Source organism: Streptomyces longisporoflavus (assembly GCF_014649775.1).
Lineage (GTDB): Bacteria > Actinomycetota > Actinomycetes > Streptomycetales > Streptomycetaceae > Streptomyces > Streptomyces longisporoflavus.
Window position 1 is genome coordinate 484,645 of the sequence record NZ_BMTR01000004.1, and the last position, 14,645, is coordinate 499,289.

The 14,645-nt window shown below is 70.7% G+C and carries 15 protein-coding genes; 4 read left to right on the top strand and 11 right to left on the bottom strand.

Annotated elements, in window-relative coordinates; genetic code table 11:
- The first annotated feature begins 59 nt into the window (after positions 1-59).
- A complete protein-coding gene (locus IE226_RS11190; RefSeq protein ID WP_190080920.1) occupies positions 60-1,904 on the top strand; it encodes an SGNH/GDSL hydrolase family protein in 1,845 nt (614 codons plus the stop codon).
- A 46-nt stretch (positions 1,905-1,950) separates the two neighbouring features.
- Here the strand turns inward: IE226_RS11190 and IE226_RS11195 are convergent, their stop codons facing one another.
- From IE226_RS11195 to pcaDC, 3 genes are read right to left on the bottom strand one after another with little or no spacing between them, the layout of a single operon-like run.
- A complete protein-coding gene (locus IE226_RS11195) occupies positions 1,951-2,730 on the bottom strand; it encodes an exodeoxyribonuclease III (protein WP_190080921.1) in 780 nt (259 codons plus the stop codon).
- A gap of 44 nt (positions 2,731-2,774) precedes the next feature.
- The gene (locus tag IE226_RS11200) at positions 2,775-3,407 is read right to left on the bottom strand and encodes an MBL fold metallo-hydrolase (protein ID WP_190081016.1); all 633 of its coding nucleotides are present in this window, start codon (positions 3,405-3,407) and stop codon (positions 2,775-2,777) included.
- Between the two features lie 33 nt (positions 3,408-3,440).
- A complete protein-coding gene (pcaDC, locus tag IE226_RS11205) occupies positions 3,441-4,742 on the bottom strand; it encodes a bifunctional 3-oxoadipate enol-lactonase/4-carboxymuconolactone decarboxylase PcaDC (protein ID WP_190080922.1) in 1,302 nt (433 codons plus the stop codon).
- Positions 4,743-4,824: 82 nt separating this feature from the next.
- Here pcaDC and IE226_RS45045 point away from each other — a divergent pair, with 82 nt between their 5' ends.
- Together IE226_RS45045 and IE226_RS11210 are read left to right on the top strand one after the other, a co-directional pair.
- A complete protein-coding gene (locus IE226_RS45045) occupies positions 4,825-4,986 on the top strand; it encodes a hypothetical protein (RefSeq protein ID WP_308429452.1) in 162 nt (53 codons plus the stop codon).
- Positions 4,956-5,762, top strand: a complete 807-nt coding sequence (locus IE226_RS11210) for an ornithine cyclodeaminase family protein (RefSeq protein WP_308429453.1) — start codon at positions 4,956-4,958, stop codon at positions 5,760-5,762. The genes IE226_RS45045 and IE226_RS11210 overlap by 31 nt, the downstream gene beginning before the upstream one ends.
- Before the next feature lie 15 nt (positions 5,763-5,777).
- Here the strand turns inward: IE226_RS11210 and IE226_RS11215 are convergent, their stop codons facing one another.
- From IE226_RS11215 to IE226_RS11250, 8 genes are all read right to left on the bottom strand, one after another.
- The gene (locus IE226_RS11215; protein ID WP_373306924.1) at positions 5,778-7,088 is read right to left on the bottom strand and encodes a sulfite oxidase; all 1,311 of its coding nucleotides are present in this window, start codon (positions 7,086-7,088) and stop codon (positions 5,778-5,780) included.
- Between the two features lie 53 nt (positions 7,089-7,141).
- Positions 7,142-7,744 carry a sugar kinase gene (locus tag IE226_RS11220; RefSeq protein WP_190080924.1) on the bottom strand — a complete coding sequence of 201 codons (603 nt, stop codon included), beginning with the start codon at positions 7,742-7,744 and terminating at the stop codon, positions 7,142-7,144.
- A 4-nt stretch (positions 7,745-7,748) separates the two neighbouring features.
- A complete protein-coding gene (locus IE226_RS11225; protein WP_190080925.1) occupies positions 7,749-8,906 on the bottom strand; it encodes an ROK family glucokinase in 1,158 nt (385 codons plus the stop codon).
- A 213-nt stretch (positions 8,907-9,119) separates the two neighbouring features.
- Positions 9,120-9,947 (bottom strand): ATP-binding cassette domain-containing protein, encoded by an 828-nt coding sequence (locus IE226_RS11230; RefSeq protein ID WP_229870754.1) that lies wholly within the window; start codon positions 9,945-9,947, stop codon positions 9,120-9,122.
- Positions 9,944-11,014: an ABC transporter permease gene (locus IE226_RS11235; RefSeq protein WP_190080926.1), complete on the bottom strand. Its 1,071-nt coding sequence runs from the start codon at positions 11,012-11,014 to the stop codon at positions 9,944-9,946. The genes IE226_RS11230 and IE226_RS11235 overlap by 4 nt, the downstream gene beginning before the upstream one ends.
- The gene (locus IE226_RS11240) at positions 11,011-12,024 is read right to left on the bottom strand and encodes a sugar ABC transporter substrate-binding protein (protein ID WP_229870756.1); all 1,014 of its coding nucleotides are present in this window, start codon (positions 12,022-12,024) and stop codon (positions 11,011-11,013) included. Before IE226_RS11240 ends, IE226_RS11235 begins: the two co-directional genes overlap by 4 nt.
- A gap of 95 nt (positions 12,025-12,119) precedes the next feature.
- On the bottom strand, positions 12,120-13,142 hold the full coding sequence (locus IE226_RS11245) for a sugar ABC transporter substrate-binding protein (RefSeq protein WP_190080928.1): 1,023 nt from the start codon (positions 13,140-13,142) through the stop codon (positions 12,120-12,122).
- Positions 13,143-13,349: 207 nt separating this feature from the next.
- A complete protein-coding gene (locus tag IE226_RS11250; protein ID WP_190080929.1) occupies positions 13,350-13,523 on the bottom strand; it encodes a CsbD family protein in 174 nt (57 codons plus the stop codon).
- A 253-nt stretch (positions 13,524-13,776) separates the two neighbouring features.
- Here IE226_RS11250 and IE226_RS11255 point away from each other — a divergent pair, with 253 nt between their 5' ends.
- Positions 13,777-14,643, top strand: coding sequence for a SigB/SigF/SigG family RNA polymerase sigma factor (locus IE226_RS11255; RefSeq protein ID WP_190080930.1), 867 nt, complete (start codon positions 13,777-13,779; stop codon positions 14,641-14,643).
- The last annotated feature ends 2 nt before the right edge of the window (positions 14,644-14,645 follow it).

Genomic DNA, 14,645 nt, shown 5'->3' on the forward strand with positions numbered 1-14,645 from the left:
GAGTTCGGGTCATGTTCACGCGCACCTCATTGACGCGTCTCTCCGGTCTCCTTAGCTTCATGGCGCACCTGTCGTCACGTCAGCTTCAGCCAAGGGAGGGGTCTGGTGTGCGCCCACGCAGCCCGCGTACCTCGCGTATCTCACGTATCTGGGGAGCGGCCGCCGTACTCGCGGTGCTCACCGCCGCCGTACCCGTGGCAACGGCGCAGGCCGCGCCGCACAGACCCGGGCCGCTCCCTCTGGAGCGGCTCTTCGACAACAGGGCGGTCAGTGACGACGCGCGGCCCGCTGACGCGGACTTCGACGGTTCGGGCGGCTCGCTCTCGGCGCGGGACCTGACGGCGGCGGGCTGGACGCCGGGCCGCTCGCTCGCCGTGGACGGGGCGAAGCTGACCTGGCCCCGCGCCCGCGCGGGCCGGCCGGACAACGTGCGGGCCGACGGGCAGTCCGTGCGGCTGCGCGGGCGCGGGGACGCGCTGGCGTTCCTGGTCGCGGGCACGGGCGGCGAGGCGAGCGGCACGGGGACGGTGCGCTACCGGGACGGGTCGAGGGGGACGTACCGCCTGACGGCACCGGACTGGCGCTCGGGCCCGCTCGCCACCAAGGCGGTCGCGCTGCCGCACGTGAACACCCCGGGCGGCCAACTCGCCGAGAAGGCACGGCTTTACGTCGTGACCGTACCGGTGGCGCGCGGGCGCGAGGTCGCCTCGGTGACCCTGCCGAAGGACCCGGGCGCCCCGGACCTGCACGTCTTCTCGCTCTCCGTGCGCCAGGCGGCGAAGGGGTGGACCGGCACCTGGTCGGCGTCGACGGCCGGGTACACCACGGTGGGCCCGTGGGCCGACCGGACCGTGCGGCTCGTCGTCCACACGAGCACGGGCGGGCCGCGGGTACGGATCCGGCTCGACAACACCTTCGCCTCGGGTCCGGTACGGATCGGCGGCGCGACCGTGGCGGTGCAGGAGTCCGGCGCGGGCGCGCGGGGCGAGCCGCGGCGGCTGACCTTCGGGGGCAAGGGCGGCACCGAAGTCCCGGCGGGCGCGCAGGCGTTCAGCGACCCGCTCGACTTCGACGTGCCCGTGGACACCAATCTCCTGGTGAGCTTCCACCTTCCCGAGACGGTACTGACCGCGCCCGTGCACAGCCAGGCCATCCAGACCTCGTACGTGAGCGGCCCCGGCGATCACGCGGCGGACGGCTCCCCGGCGGCGTACACGTCGACGATCTCGACCTGGCCGCTGCTCACCGGAGTCGACGTCAGCGGCGGGCCCGGTTCGGTGGTGCTGCTCGGCGACTCCATCACGGACGGCGTGAAGTCGACCCGGGACGCGAACCACCGCTGGCCCAACGTCCTTGCGACGCGGCTGCTCCGGCAGGACGAGGTCCCGCGCTTCGGCGTCCTCAACCAGGGCATCTCGGCGAACCGCGTGATCGCGGACCGCTATCCCGGCGACGGCGTCTCCACCGACACGGGCGGCGTGAGCGCGCTGCACCGCCTGGACCGCGATGTGTTCGCCCAGACCTCGGCCCGTACGGTCGTGCTCTTCGAGGGCGTCAACGACGTCCGCTGGGGAGCGACGGCGGACCAGGTGACGGCCGGGATGCGGGAGATCGCCGAGCGGGCGCACGCACGCGGCCTGCGGGTGGTGGCGGCGACGATCGCGCCCTGCCGGGGCGAGGCTCTGTGCACGGCGGCGGCGGACGCGGAGCGCGTGAAGATCAACGACTATCTGCGCGGCGGCGACGACTTCGACGCCGTCCTGGACTTCGACGCGGTCCTTCGGGACCCGGCGAACCCCTCGCGGATGCTCCCCGCGTACGACAGCGGGGACCATCTGCATCCGGGGGACGCGGGGCTCGCGGCGATCGCGGAGTCGGTGGATCTGGAGGCGCTGGAGCCGTAGGGACAGGCACGTCCCCGCGCCCTTCGAGGGGGGCGCGGGGAACTGCTCAGACCTCCAGGTCCACCACGACCGGCGCGTGATCGGACGCGCCCTTGCCCTTGCGCTCCTCGCGGTCCACGTACGAATCCGATACGGCCTTGGCGAACGCCTCGTTCCCGTACACCAGGTCGATGCGCATGCCCCTGTTCTTGGGGAAGCCCAGCTGGCGGTAGTCCCAGTACGTGAACGGGTGGTCGTACTTCAAGGGGCGCGGTACGACGTCCGAGAGGCCCGCTTCCCGCAGGGCGGCGAGCGCCGCGCGCTCGGCGGGGGTCACGTGCGTGGCGCCCTCGAACAGGGCGGGGTCCCACACGTCCGCGTCGGTCGGGGCGACATTGAAGTCCCCGAGGACCGCGAACGGCCGCGGGCCCGCCGCGTCGGAGGCGACCGCGGCCTTCAGGGCCTCGAACCACCGCAGCTTGTAGCCGTAGTGGGCGTGGTCCACCTCGCGGCCGTTGGGCACATACACCGACCAGACCCGGGCGGGGCCGCAGGTCGCGGAGATCGCGCGCGGCTCCTGGACCCCCTCGTAGTCGGGGCCGTCGGGCAGGCCGATCGTCACGTCCTCCAGGCCGACCTTGGAGAGCAGCGCGACTCCGTTCCACCGGCCCGTCGCGTTCACCGCCGATTCGTAGCCCAGCTCGCGCAGCTCGGCGGCGGGGAACTGCTCGGCGGTGGTCTTGGTCTCCTGGATGCACAGCACATCCGTACCGCTGCTCTCCAGCCAGGCGAGCAGCCTCGGCAGCCGAGCGGTGATCGAGTTCACGTTCCAGGTGGCAATGCGCATGCTTCCCAACCTACCGGGCGCCACCGACAATCCCGGGCGAGCGATCACAGCTCGGCGGACTCCCCCGGCGTCAGCCGCAGGTGCTCGGCGCCGCCGAGGGACCCGATCTGCGAGTCGTAGATGGGCCGGGCCAGATCCGTGAGCAGCGCGTCGTGCACGTCGTAGGCGCGCTGCGGCTTGACCTCGCGTACGTAGTCGATGACCTCGGAGATCTTGCTCCAGGGGGCCATCACCGGCAGCATCAACGTCTCCACCGGCTGGTCGGGGACGGTCAGCGCGTCGCCGGGGTGGAAGACCGAACCGTCCACCAGATAACCGACGTTGGTGATCCGCGGGATGTCCGGATGGATCACGGCGTGCAGCTCGCCGTGCACCTGTACGTCGAACCCGGCGGCCGGGAAGGTGTCGCCGTTCCCGACGGTGTGCACCCGTCCGGGGAAGGCGGCCGAGATCTTCTCCGCGACGGAGCGCAGGGTCCAGATCTCGGCGGCCGGGTTGTTCTCCATGGCGGCGCGCAGCCGGTCCTCGTCGAAGTGGTCCGGGTGCTCGTGCGTGACCAGGATCGCGTCGGCGCCGAGCGCCGCGTCCTCTTCGGTGAAGCCGCCGGGGTCGATGACGAGTTTCTGACCGTCCCGCTCCAGGCGGACACAGGCGTGCGTCTTCTTCGTCAGCTTGATGCGCTTCGCGGCAGTCGTCATGCCCCCATCCTGCTACTCCTGCGGCGTGGTTTCCTCCCGGATCACGGCCTGGGCGACCTTGAAGGCGGAGTTCGCCGCGGGTACGCCGCAGTAGACGGCAGCCTGGAGCAGCACTTCCTTGATCTCCTGCGGGGTGAGGCCGTTGCGCAGGGCGGCGCGGGTGTGGAAGGCCAGCTCGTCGAGGTGGCCGCCCGCCACGAGCGCGGTCAGGGTGACGCAGCTGCGGGAGCGCCGGTCCAGGCCCGGCCGGTTCCAGACCTCGCCCCACGCGTAGCGCGTGACGAGTTCCTGGAAGTCCTCGGAGAAGTCGTCGGCCCCGGCGAGCGCGCGGTCCACGTGCGCGTCACCGAGCACCTCGCGGCGGACCTTGATCCCCGCTTCGTACGGGTCGGGACGGCCGCCGCCCACGGCTTCGGGCTGCTCCGTGGGGCCGATCTCGGCGACGGGGAAGACGGGGATCGGCGGCGCGAGCACCGGCTTGACCGGAGGGGCGCCGATCGCCGCGTGCGTGCCGGTGGCGTCGGTCACGGCGAGCGGCCAGGCGGTGGAGAAGTGCCGTACGAGAAGGTCGGTGACGGCGGCGGGCTGCTCGACGGGCGCGAGGTGGGAGGCGCCCGGCACCACGGCGAGGCGGGCGTCCGGTATGCCCGCGACGAGCGTACGGGCCTCGCCCTGCCCGGTGACCTGGTCCTCCGACCCGACGAGGACGAGCGTGGGCACGCCGATACGTCCGAGCTCCGCGCGCACGTCGAAGGCGGCGAGGGCCTCGCAGGCGGCGATGTAGCAGCCGGGGTCGGTCGTACGCACCATCTGTACGGCCCAGTCGGTGATCGCGGGCTGCGCGGCGGCGAAGCCGGGCGTGAACCAGCGGTCGGGAGAGGTGCGCGCGATGGGGTCGAGGCCGTTGCTCCGCACGATGACGCCGCGCTGGCGGAACTCGTCGGCCGAGCCGAAGCGCGGCGAGGCGGATATCAGCGCCAGGGAGGCGACGCGCTGCGGGTGGCGCAGGGCGAGCTCGGCGCCGATCGCGCCGCCGAACGCGCAGCCCGCGTAGCCGAAGCGCTGCACGCCGACCTCGTCGAGGGTGGTGAGGAGCCGCTGGGCGAGCTCACCGACGGAGCCGCAGGGGTGCGCGGGGGCGCCCCCGTGCCCGGGCATGTCGAAACGGAACACGCGCCACTGTTTGATCAGCTCGGGCACCTGCCGGTCCCACATGTGCCACGTGGTACCGAGCGAGGGCCCGAGGATCAGCACGGGTGCGTCTTCGGGGCCGTCGAAGCGGTACTGGAGGGCAGGGGTATTCGTCTCGCTCACCGCTCTACGCTAACGGTCGGAGCTGACGCGTGAGTAAGAGGGTGCGAAAGCTCTCGCCGAACGGCCCCGGAAGGAAACAGACATGAGTGATGTTCCGCCCCACATCGATGCCGGGACGATGGCGCGGCTCGTCCCGATGTCCGCGGCGATCGAGGCGGTGGAAGCCGTGCTCAAGGGGGGCCTGGCCCCGGGGCGGAACCCCCGCGGGGAGTCGTGGACGTGCCGGGCGGCCAGCTCCTGCTGATGCCGTCCTCGACGACCTCGTACACGGGCGTGAAGATCGCCACGGTCACCCCGGAGAACGCGGCCCGCGACCTCCCCCGCGTCCAGGGCGTGTACCTCCTCCTGGACGGCACGACCCACACGCCCCTCGCCCTCCTCGACGGCATCGCGCTGACGTCCCTGCGGACGCCCGCGGTGTCGGGCGCGGCGATCAAGCACCTGGCGGTCCCGGACGCCCGCCGCCTCCTGGTCTTCGGCACAGGGCCGCAGGCGTGGGGCCACGTCGAGGCGGTCCGCGCGGTGCGCCCTTCGCTGGCCCACGTGGACGTGGTGGCGCGGAACCCGGAGCGGGTGGCGGCCTTCGCGGACCGGTGCCGCGAGGCGGGCCTGTCGGCGGCGCCCGCGACCCCGCGGGACGTCGCCGGCGCCGACGTGGTCTGCTGCTGCACCACGGCCCGCGAACCGCTCTTCGACAGCGCCCTGCTGCCGCCGCACGCCACGGTCGCGGCGGTGGGCTCCCACGAACCGGACGCCCGCGAGGTGGACGCGGCCCTCCTGACGCGGGGCCTGGTGGTCGCGGAGTCGCACGGGGTCGCCCTGCGGGAGTGCGGGGACATCGCCCTCGCGGTGAAGGCGGGCGCCTTCGACATGGCCCGCCTGCGCACTCTGGCCGAGCTGGTGCGGGGCGAGGTGGAGATCACCGGGACCCGGCCCCGCTTGTTCAAGTCGGCGGGGATGGCCTGGGAGGACCTGGGGGTGGGGGCTGCCGCCTACGAGCGGTGGGCGGGCCTCGGCTGATCTCGGACCACCGTCTCAGACCACCGTCACGGCATGCCGTACCACCGCGTCGAACAGATACCCCTGCGTGTTGTGCACCGTCGTCTCCGGCTGGGTGCGGCCCGTGGTGTCCGTGGCGCGGGCCAGGAGCGCGGTCGGGCCCGGGGAGTCGGGGCGCCAGGGGATGCTCCAGCGGGTCCACGTGGCGCGGTGCGGGGTGTCCTTGAGGCGGGCGCGGCGCCAGGTCGTGCCCGCGTCGGTGCTGATGTCCACCCGGGTGATCGCGCCCGTCGCCGACCACGAGCGGCCGGTGAGGTGGTGGGTGGTGGCCGCCTCGACGGCGGCGTTCCAGGGGAGTTCGAAGGCGGACTTCAGGGTCTGGCGGGTCAGCGGGTCGCTGCCCTCAGGGGGGTAGGTGTCACCGAACAGGCGGTAGAACTGCGTGTTCCACGGCGAGAAGAGCGGCTGCGCGGAGACCTCGATGTCGCCCACCCATTTGATCGACGCGATGCCCACCCACGCCGGGACCAGGACCCGCACCGGGTAGCCGTGGTCCGCGGGGAGCGGGGCGCCGTTCATCTCGTAGGCGAGGATGACGTCGTCAAGGGCCTTGGAGATCGGCAGCGGGCGGCGGACCCGGCCCAGGTTCGTGCCGTCGTCCGTGACGTACTCCGCGTCCAGGCCCCTCGGCTGCACGTCCACCGCGTGGCGGGAGACGCCGGCCCGGCGCAGGACTTCGGAGAGGCGTACGCCGCGCCAGCGGGCGTTGCCGATCGCGCCCAGGGTCCAGGCCGTGCCCGAGGCCGGCCGGCCCTGCTGGGTGGTGAAGAAGCTTCTGCCGTTGCCCGCGCATTCGACGAAGGCGGTGCGCGTGACCGACGGGAGGCGTTCGAGGTCCGCGAGCGTGAACTCCCTTGCCCCGCCGCCCTTCAGGCCGTCGCCCCAGATCCTCAGGCTCCACGTCTTGGCGTCCAGGCGCGGCGTCGCCGTGTGGTTGCGCACGAAGAAGTGGGACGCGGGGGTGAGGAAGGGCGTCCCCGCGAAGGCCTCGAACTTCGTCTCCGCGTTCGTGCCCCGGATCGTGAAGCGGTCCGCGGGCAGCGGCTTCACGATGCCGGCAGCGGCCGCGGCACTGGCCTGGGCGCCGGTGGCCGCCGTCGCCCGGGGTGCTCCCAGCGCCGAGGCCGCTCCCGCGGCCCCCGCCGTGACCCCCGCCGCGGCGACGAGCCGCAGCATGTCCCTGCGCGCCACCCCGTCCGCGCGTGCCCGGCCCGCGAGCCACTGGGCACGCCGGAGTCTGTCGTACCCCTCTTCGGATGCCCCGTCAGGCGTCTCTGTGGAGATCATGCGCGTCATCGTACGAGCCGACCCCGCGGCAACTCACCGGTGAAACACGCCAGTTACGGGGTTGTCGTAGACACTACATAGACCATCGGGTGGTAGGGGTCGACCCGGTTCACCACCACGTCCAGGGTCGGCGCCGGGTCCTTCTTCGTGTGGGTGAGTCCCAGCCAGGGGCCCGGATCCGTGAACTCCCAGCCGACCACTTTGCGGTCCCGCTTGCTGATCGTTATGTCGTTCTTCTTCAGCTGGCCGGTGCTCGTGCCGATCTGCTTGAGGAACTTGTCCAGGCCCTTGTTGCTCGTCAGGAACTGGGCGTACAAGCGGCTGGTGCGCCAGTTGTTCGTCTCGTAGTAGGCGACTTCCCTGGAGTACGGGGCGATCGGCACGTCGTAGAGGCGGCGCTGCACCTTGGAGGGCCAGCCCGCGGTGAGGCCGGTCGCGGAGTACTTGGCCTCCTTGTCGCGGCCGCTGTTGCGGCTCTGGTTCGCGGAGATCACCAGATAGCCGGCCGGTACGCCGATCAGGAGCACGATGATCGTTGCCGTCAGCCAGCGGCGGCGGATCATGTGGCGGCGGCCCTCGCGGGGACGCCCGCCCTCGTCGGCGGGATCCGGGGATTCCGGTGACTCCGGGGACGAAGGTTGTCGGGGCACGGTCATCTGCTTACTGGGTTCCCTGAGAGGTTCGGTCGTTGGTGCGGCGCGCTTCCGCGAAGCGCTCGTAGCGTTCGTGGCGCTCCACCCGGCGCCGGTTCGCGCGGCGGAAGCGGCGGGCCACCAGGCGCGCCAGGTCGGCGGCGCCCACCATGCCGGCCTCGGGGCCCAGCTGGGCGCGGGCGATACGGGCCTCGGGGCGGTAGCCGCGCCCCGTCAGCTGGCGGCGGAAGGCGTCGCGTGCCGGGCCGATCAGGAGGTCGTCGGCGGCCGAGACGCCGCCGCCGATGACGAAGCAGGACGGGTCGAGGGCCGCCGCGAGGTTCGCGATGCCGACGCCGAGCCACTGGCCGATGTCCTGGAGGAGCTCGACGCACATCGCGTCGCCGTCGCGGGCCAGCTCCGTGATCAGAGGGCCCGTGATGTCGGGGATGTTGCCCTTGACCCGCTCGATGATCCCGTACGCGACCGGGGAGTCGGCCGCGGCGAGCTCGCGGGCCTCCCTGACGAGCGCGTTGCCGGAGCTGTACTGCTCCCAGCAGCCGCGGTTTCCGCACGGGCAGCGGTGGCCGCCGGGGACGACCTGCATGTGGCCGAACTCCCCGGCGACGCCGAACTTGCCGCGCTTGACCTGACCGTCCTCCAGGATCGCGCCGCCGATGCCGGTGCCGAGCGTGATCATGACCAGGTGGTCCTCGCCGCGCCCCGCGCCGAAGCGCCACTCCGCCCAGGCGGCGGTGTTCGCGTCGTTGTCGACCATGACGGGCACGGCGAGGCGGCCGGAGATACGGTCCCGCAGGGGTTCGTTGCGCCAGGACAGGTGCGGGGCGAACAGGACGCGGTTGCGGTCCGCGTCGACCCAGCCCGCGGCACCGATGCCCACGGCGTGCACGTCGTGCCGGTCGGAGAGGTCGAGGACCAGCTCGACGATGGTGTCCTCGACGACCTTGGGGCTCTTGGACTTGTCCGGGGTCTCCGTGCGGAGCGTCTCCAGGATGTTCCCGTCGGCGTCGACGGCGCCCGCCATCACCTTCGTGCCGCCGATGTCGATGCCGACGGTGGGGACGCGGGGCGCCGTCAGGTGTGATCGGCGCTCACGCGTGCCCACGGTCCGCAGGACGGTGGCTCGGGCGGAGCCGCGGTGCGCGAGATCGCGGTAGGTGCTCATTGCGGCGATTCTGCCTCACGCTCGCGGGGGCGCGCACAACGGACCCGGTGCGCCCCGTCAGGGGCGCGGGGAACTGCGCGCTCAGCCCGCGAGATGCCGCAGTCGCGTCTGCTCGATCACCCGGCGGACGCGACTGCGGCTTTTTCGTGGTTGCTCGCGCAGTTCCCCGCGCCCCTTACGGGGCTTCTCCGCACGCCCCTGAGGGGGCGCCCGTCAGCGCTTCTCCAGTTCGTGACGGAGGTCGTCCAGCTCCGAGCCGCCCGCCATCTGGCGGGTCAACTCGTCCAGGGTGACCTCGTCACGCGCGTAGCTGCCGAACATCGTGCCGCGCTTGAGAAGGACGAAGCGGTTGCCGACCAGGTACGCGTGGTGCGGGTTGTGGGTGATCAGGACCACTCCGAGGCCCGCGTCCCGCGCGGCGGCGACGTACTTCAGGACGACGCCCGACTGCTTGACGCCGAGCGCCGCCGTCGGCTCGTCGAGGACCAGGACCTTGGCGCCGAAGTAGACGGCGCGGGCGATCGCCACGCACTGGCGCTCGCCGCCCGACAGGGTGCCGATGGGCTGGTCGACGTCGCGCAGGTCGATGCCCATGCGGAGCAGCTCCGCGCGGGTCGTCTCGCGCATGAGGTCGACGTCGAGGCGCTTGAAGGGGCCGACCCCCTTCGTCGGCTCGGAGCCCAGGAAGAAGTTCCGCCAGACCGGCATCAGGGGGACCACGGCGAGGTCCTGGTAGACCGTGGCGATGCCGTGGTTCAGCGCGTCGCGCGGCGTGCCGAGTTTCGCGTCCTCGCCCTCGATCCGGAAAGACCCGGCGTCGTGCTGGTGCAGCCCGGCGATGATCTTGATGAGGGTCGACTTGCCCGCGCCGTTGTCGCCGAGGACGCAGGAGATCTCCCCCGCGTGGACCTCCAGGGAGACGCCTTCGAGGGCGCGGATGTTGCCGTAGTACTTACTGACGTCGTCGAGCTCGACGAGCGGCGTGCGGTCGGGGTCGGGGCCGGGCACCGCGTCGGTGACGTCGATCGGGTCGGTGGTCACTTCGTCGCCTCCGCGCGCTTGCGGACCCAGTGGTTGAGCAGGGTCGCCAGGAGCAGCATCACTCCGAGGAAGAACTTGAACCAGTCCGGGTTCCACTCCGCGAACACGATGCCCTTGCTGACCATGCCGAAGATGAGGGCACCCACGGCCGCGCCGACCGCGGAGCCGTATCCGCCGGTGATCAGACAGCCGCCGATGACGGCCGCGATGATGTAGATCAGTTCATTGCCGACGCCCTCGCCGGACTGGACGACGTCGTACGAGAAGAGCAGGTGCTGGCCGGAGACCCAGGCGCCGAAGGCGACGCCCATATAGAGGCCGATCTTGGTCGCGGCGACCGGGACGCCGACCGCGCGGGCCGCTTGTTCGCCGCCGCCGACCGCGAAGATCCAGTTGCCGACGCGGGTGCGGAGCAGGATCCAGGTGGCGACCAGGATCAGGCCGAGCCACCAGAGGATCGTGATCTTGAAGTCGACGCCGCCGATGGTGAGCGTGGAGGCGAACACGTCCTTGGCGGAGGTGAAGCCCTCCATGTCGGCGATCGACTTCGTGGAGACCGTGCCGCTGATCAGCTTGGTGAAGCCGAGGTTCATGCCGGTCAGCATCAGGAACGTACCGAGCGTGATGATGAAGCTCGGCGGGTCGGTGCGCGTCAGCATCACGCCGTTGAAGACGCCGATCGCGAGGGTGACGATCAGCGAGACGAGCACGCCGACCCAGACGTTCGCCGTCATCTGGTAGCTGAACATCGACGAGATCAGTGCCGAGGTCGTCACCATGACGCCCGCCGACAGGTCGAACTCGCCGCCGATCATCAAAAGCGCCACCGGCACCGCCATGATGCCGAGCGTGGAAGCCGCGTAGAGCACCGTGGCCAAGCTGGTGGCCTGCAGGAAGCTGTCCGCGGCGACGGCGAAGAAGACGAAGACGGCGACGGCGCCGACCACGGAGCCGAGCTCCGGCCGGCCCATCAGCTTCTTCAGCGGCGAGGCCTTCAGGAGGCGCTCGTCCGTCTTCGTGTCCGGAGAGCCCGGGGATGGCGCGGGCGCCGGGGCTGTGGCTGTCATCGGGTCCCTCGCTTCGCGTATTCCTCCAGCTTGGCGGCCTGGTCCTTGGTGACGATCTGCGGCCCGGTGAGCACCGGCTTGCCGCCGCCGAGCACGTCGTCGTTGTACCTGTAGAGCCAGAGCAGGTCCACGGCCTCGTAGCCCTGGAGGTAGGGCTGCTGGTCGACGGCGAAGCCGAGCGTGCCGTCCTTCAGGCCCGCCGCGACCTTCTCGTTCAGGTCGAAGGTGTCGACCTCGGCCTTGCTGCCCGCGCTGTCGGCGGCCTTCACCGCGGTGTCCGCGAAGGGCGCGCCGAGCGTGACGACCGAGTCGACGGACTTGTCGGACTGGAGCCTGGCCTCGATGGAGGACTGCACGTCGGGCATGTTCGTGCCGGTCACGTACAGGTTCTGCATCTTGCCGTCGAAGGTCTTCTTGGCGCCCTCGCAGCGCTGCTCGTGCCCGACGTTGCCCTGCTCGTGCAGGATGCAGAGCGCCTTCTTCTTGCCGCGCTTGTTGAGCTCCTCGCCGACCGCCTCGCCCGCGATCGTCTCGTCCTGGCCGATGTGGGTGAGCGCGCCGAACTCCTTGGACTCCGCGGAGCCGGAATTCACGGTGATCACCGGGATGCCGGCCTTCTTCGCGCGGGCCAGGGCGCCCTTCATGGCGTCGGGCTTGGCGAGGGTGACGATGATGCCGTCGACCTTCTTGTCGATGTACGAGTCCACGAGCTGGGCCTGCTGCTGCGCCTCGGCGTTGTGGGAGTACAGGAACTTGATGTTGTCCTTGCGGGCCGCCTCTTCGGCACCCTCCTGGACGATGTCCCAGAACGTGTCACCGTCACCCGAGTGGGTCACCATGCCGAACGTCCACCGCGGCGTGCTCACCGCGGCCTTGCCGTGTGCCGTTGCCGCCTTGCGCGCGTCCTCGGCCCGCTTGCCGCCGGTGCTGCTGCACCCCGCGAGGGATACCCCGAGCACCGCGACCAGCACGGCGCCCACCGCACGTACCCCTGTCTGAACCCTTGCCACGACGCCGTGCCCTTCTAGCTCTGCTCCTCGGTGTGGCCGGTCCGGATGCCCGGCCCCGGCCGCCCAAGTATCGACCACGCGGATCACGCATGTGTTCATCGGGTACCGCGGGCGGTGTACTTCTCCAGCTTCGGCACGTCCTTCCCGGTGACGATCGCGGGCCCGGTCAGGACGGGCTTGCCGCCGCCGAGGACGTTCGCGTTGGTCTTGTAGAGCCACAGTTCGTCGATGGCGAGGTAGCCCTGGAGGTAGGGCTGCTGGTCGACGGCGAAACCGACCTCCTTGGCCTTGAGGCGCTTGACGACCTCGGCGTTCAGGTCGAACGTGTCGACCTCCGCCTTGCTGCCCGCATCCTCCTTGGCCTTCACCGAGTACGCGGCGATCGGCGCGCCGAGCGTGACGACGGAGTCGATGTCCTTGGTGGCCTGGAGCTTCGCACTGACGGAGGACTCGGTGCCGGGCGCGTTGGTGCCGTCCACGTTGAGATTCTCGACCGAGCCGTCGAAGGTCTTCTTCACGCCCGCGCAGCGCTGCTCCAGCGAGACGTTCCCCTGTTCGTGGATGACGCAGAGCGCCTTCTTCTTGCCGCGCTTGTCGAGCTCCTCGCCGACCGCCTCGCCCGCCACGGACTCGTCCTGCCCGATGTGGCTCAGAGCGCCGAATTCCGCGGAGAACTCGCCGCCGGAGTTGATCGTGACGACCGGTATCCCGGCGTCCTCGGCCTTGCCGAGCACCGTCTTCATCGCCTCCGGCTTGGCCAGGGTGACGATGATGCCGTCGACCTTCTTGTCGATAGCGGACTGGACGAGCTCGGCCTGGCCCTTGGCCTCTTTGTCGTTGGAGTAGAGGAACTCGACGTTGTCCTTGCGGGCCGCCTGCTTGGCGCCGCTCTGGACGATGTCCCAGAAGGTGTCGCCCTCGCCTGAGTGGGTGATCATCGCGATCTTGAGGCGGGGCGTGTTCACGCCCTTGCCGCCTCCCCCGCCGTCGTCCGACTCGTCCTCGTCGTCCTTGCCGCCGGAACCGCTGCACCCGGCCGCGAGCACGATCACGGCGACGAGAGCCGCTGCCGTGCGAGCTGCGCCCCTGACGGGGCTACGCGTGGTGGGACTACGCATGGTGGGACCACCTCTTCTCCCGGCCGCCCGAGTGCGGCTGGGGGAGTTCTAGCGGCGGGCGCGCGGCAGCGTCAATGGATTTGTCAGAACATTCTGACGACCGTTGGCGAGTTGGTATCGGACGCCGTCGGGGCGGCCCCGAAGACGGGGCCGCCCCAACGATCACGTGTGACGGTGTGGTGCCGCGCTACCGCGGCACGGCACCAGTCAGTGCTTGCCGATGTCCTTGGCCTTCTCCTTGGCCTGGCGCGCGTCGCCCTTCGCCTGCTGGCCGCGGCCTTCGGCGGTGAGGCGTTCGTTGCCCACGGCGCGTCCGGCGGCTTCCTTGGCGGCTCCGGTGGCCTGCTCGACCTTCGCCTTGCCCTTCTCGTTGGCGCTCATGACCACTCACGCTCCCTTGGCGTCGACATCGTGTACTGACCCCCGGTTAGCCGCTCGGCCGCCTCGCAAACATCAGCACCACGACGCATGGCGGGGCTCTCCTCTTTGCGCCCTTAGCGTCCTTCGCGTGCCTCACCCACCTCGCTCGTATCGTTCGCAAGTCTGTACGTGTGGGCGGCGAATGGCGGGGTACAGGGTGGGCTGCGGAGCCAAGAGCCGACCTGAACAAGGAATTGAACAAGGAGAGGAACGCATGATCACCGCGGCGCAGGAGCAGACGCAGGAAACGGCCGCCCGGGCCGGGGAAGACCTCGTTGAGCAGGCGTACACGGACCCCTCCTCCATCGCGCCCAAGGACGCACGGGAGGTCGGCAAGCGTTTCTTCGATCGCCTGGCCCAACTCGAGGAAGGCACGCACGAGTACCAGTACGTGCGCAACGCCCTGATCGAGATGAACCTTTCCCTCGTGCAGTACGCGGCCTCGCGGTTCAGGCACCGCGGCCCGCAGGAGATGGAAGACATCATCCAGGTCGGCACCATCGGTCTGATCAAGGCCATCGACCGCTTCGAGCTGACCCGCGAAGTCGAGTTCACCTCCTTCGCCGTTCCCTACATCACCGGTGAGATCAAGCGGTTCTTCCGCGATACCTCCTGGGCCGTGCACGTGCCCCGCCGGCTGCAGGAAGCCCGCATCGAACTCTCCAAGGCCACCGAGGAGTTGCGCACCCGTCTGGGCCGCCTGCCCTCCACGGCCGAACTCGCGGAGCTGATGCAGCTTGAGCCCTCGGAGGTCGCCGAGGCGCAGAAGGCCGCCAACGGCTACAACGCCGTCTCGCTGAACGCGGCGGTCAACGGCGCCGACGACGAGTCCGACACGATGCTCGCCGACTTCATCGGGGTCGACGAGCACTCCTTCGAGCTGGTCGAGAACTTCCACTCCCTCGCCCCGCTGATCGCGGAGCTCGGCGAGCGGGACCGCACCCTGATCCACCTCCGCTTCGTGGAGGAGCGGACTCAGCAGCAGATCGCCGACGAGCTGGGCTGCTCGCAGATGCACGTCTCCCGGCTCATCACCCGCGTCGTGAGCAAGCTCCGCGCCGGCCTGATGGCCACGGACTAAAG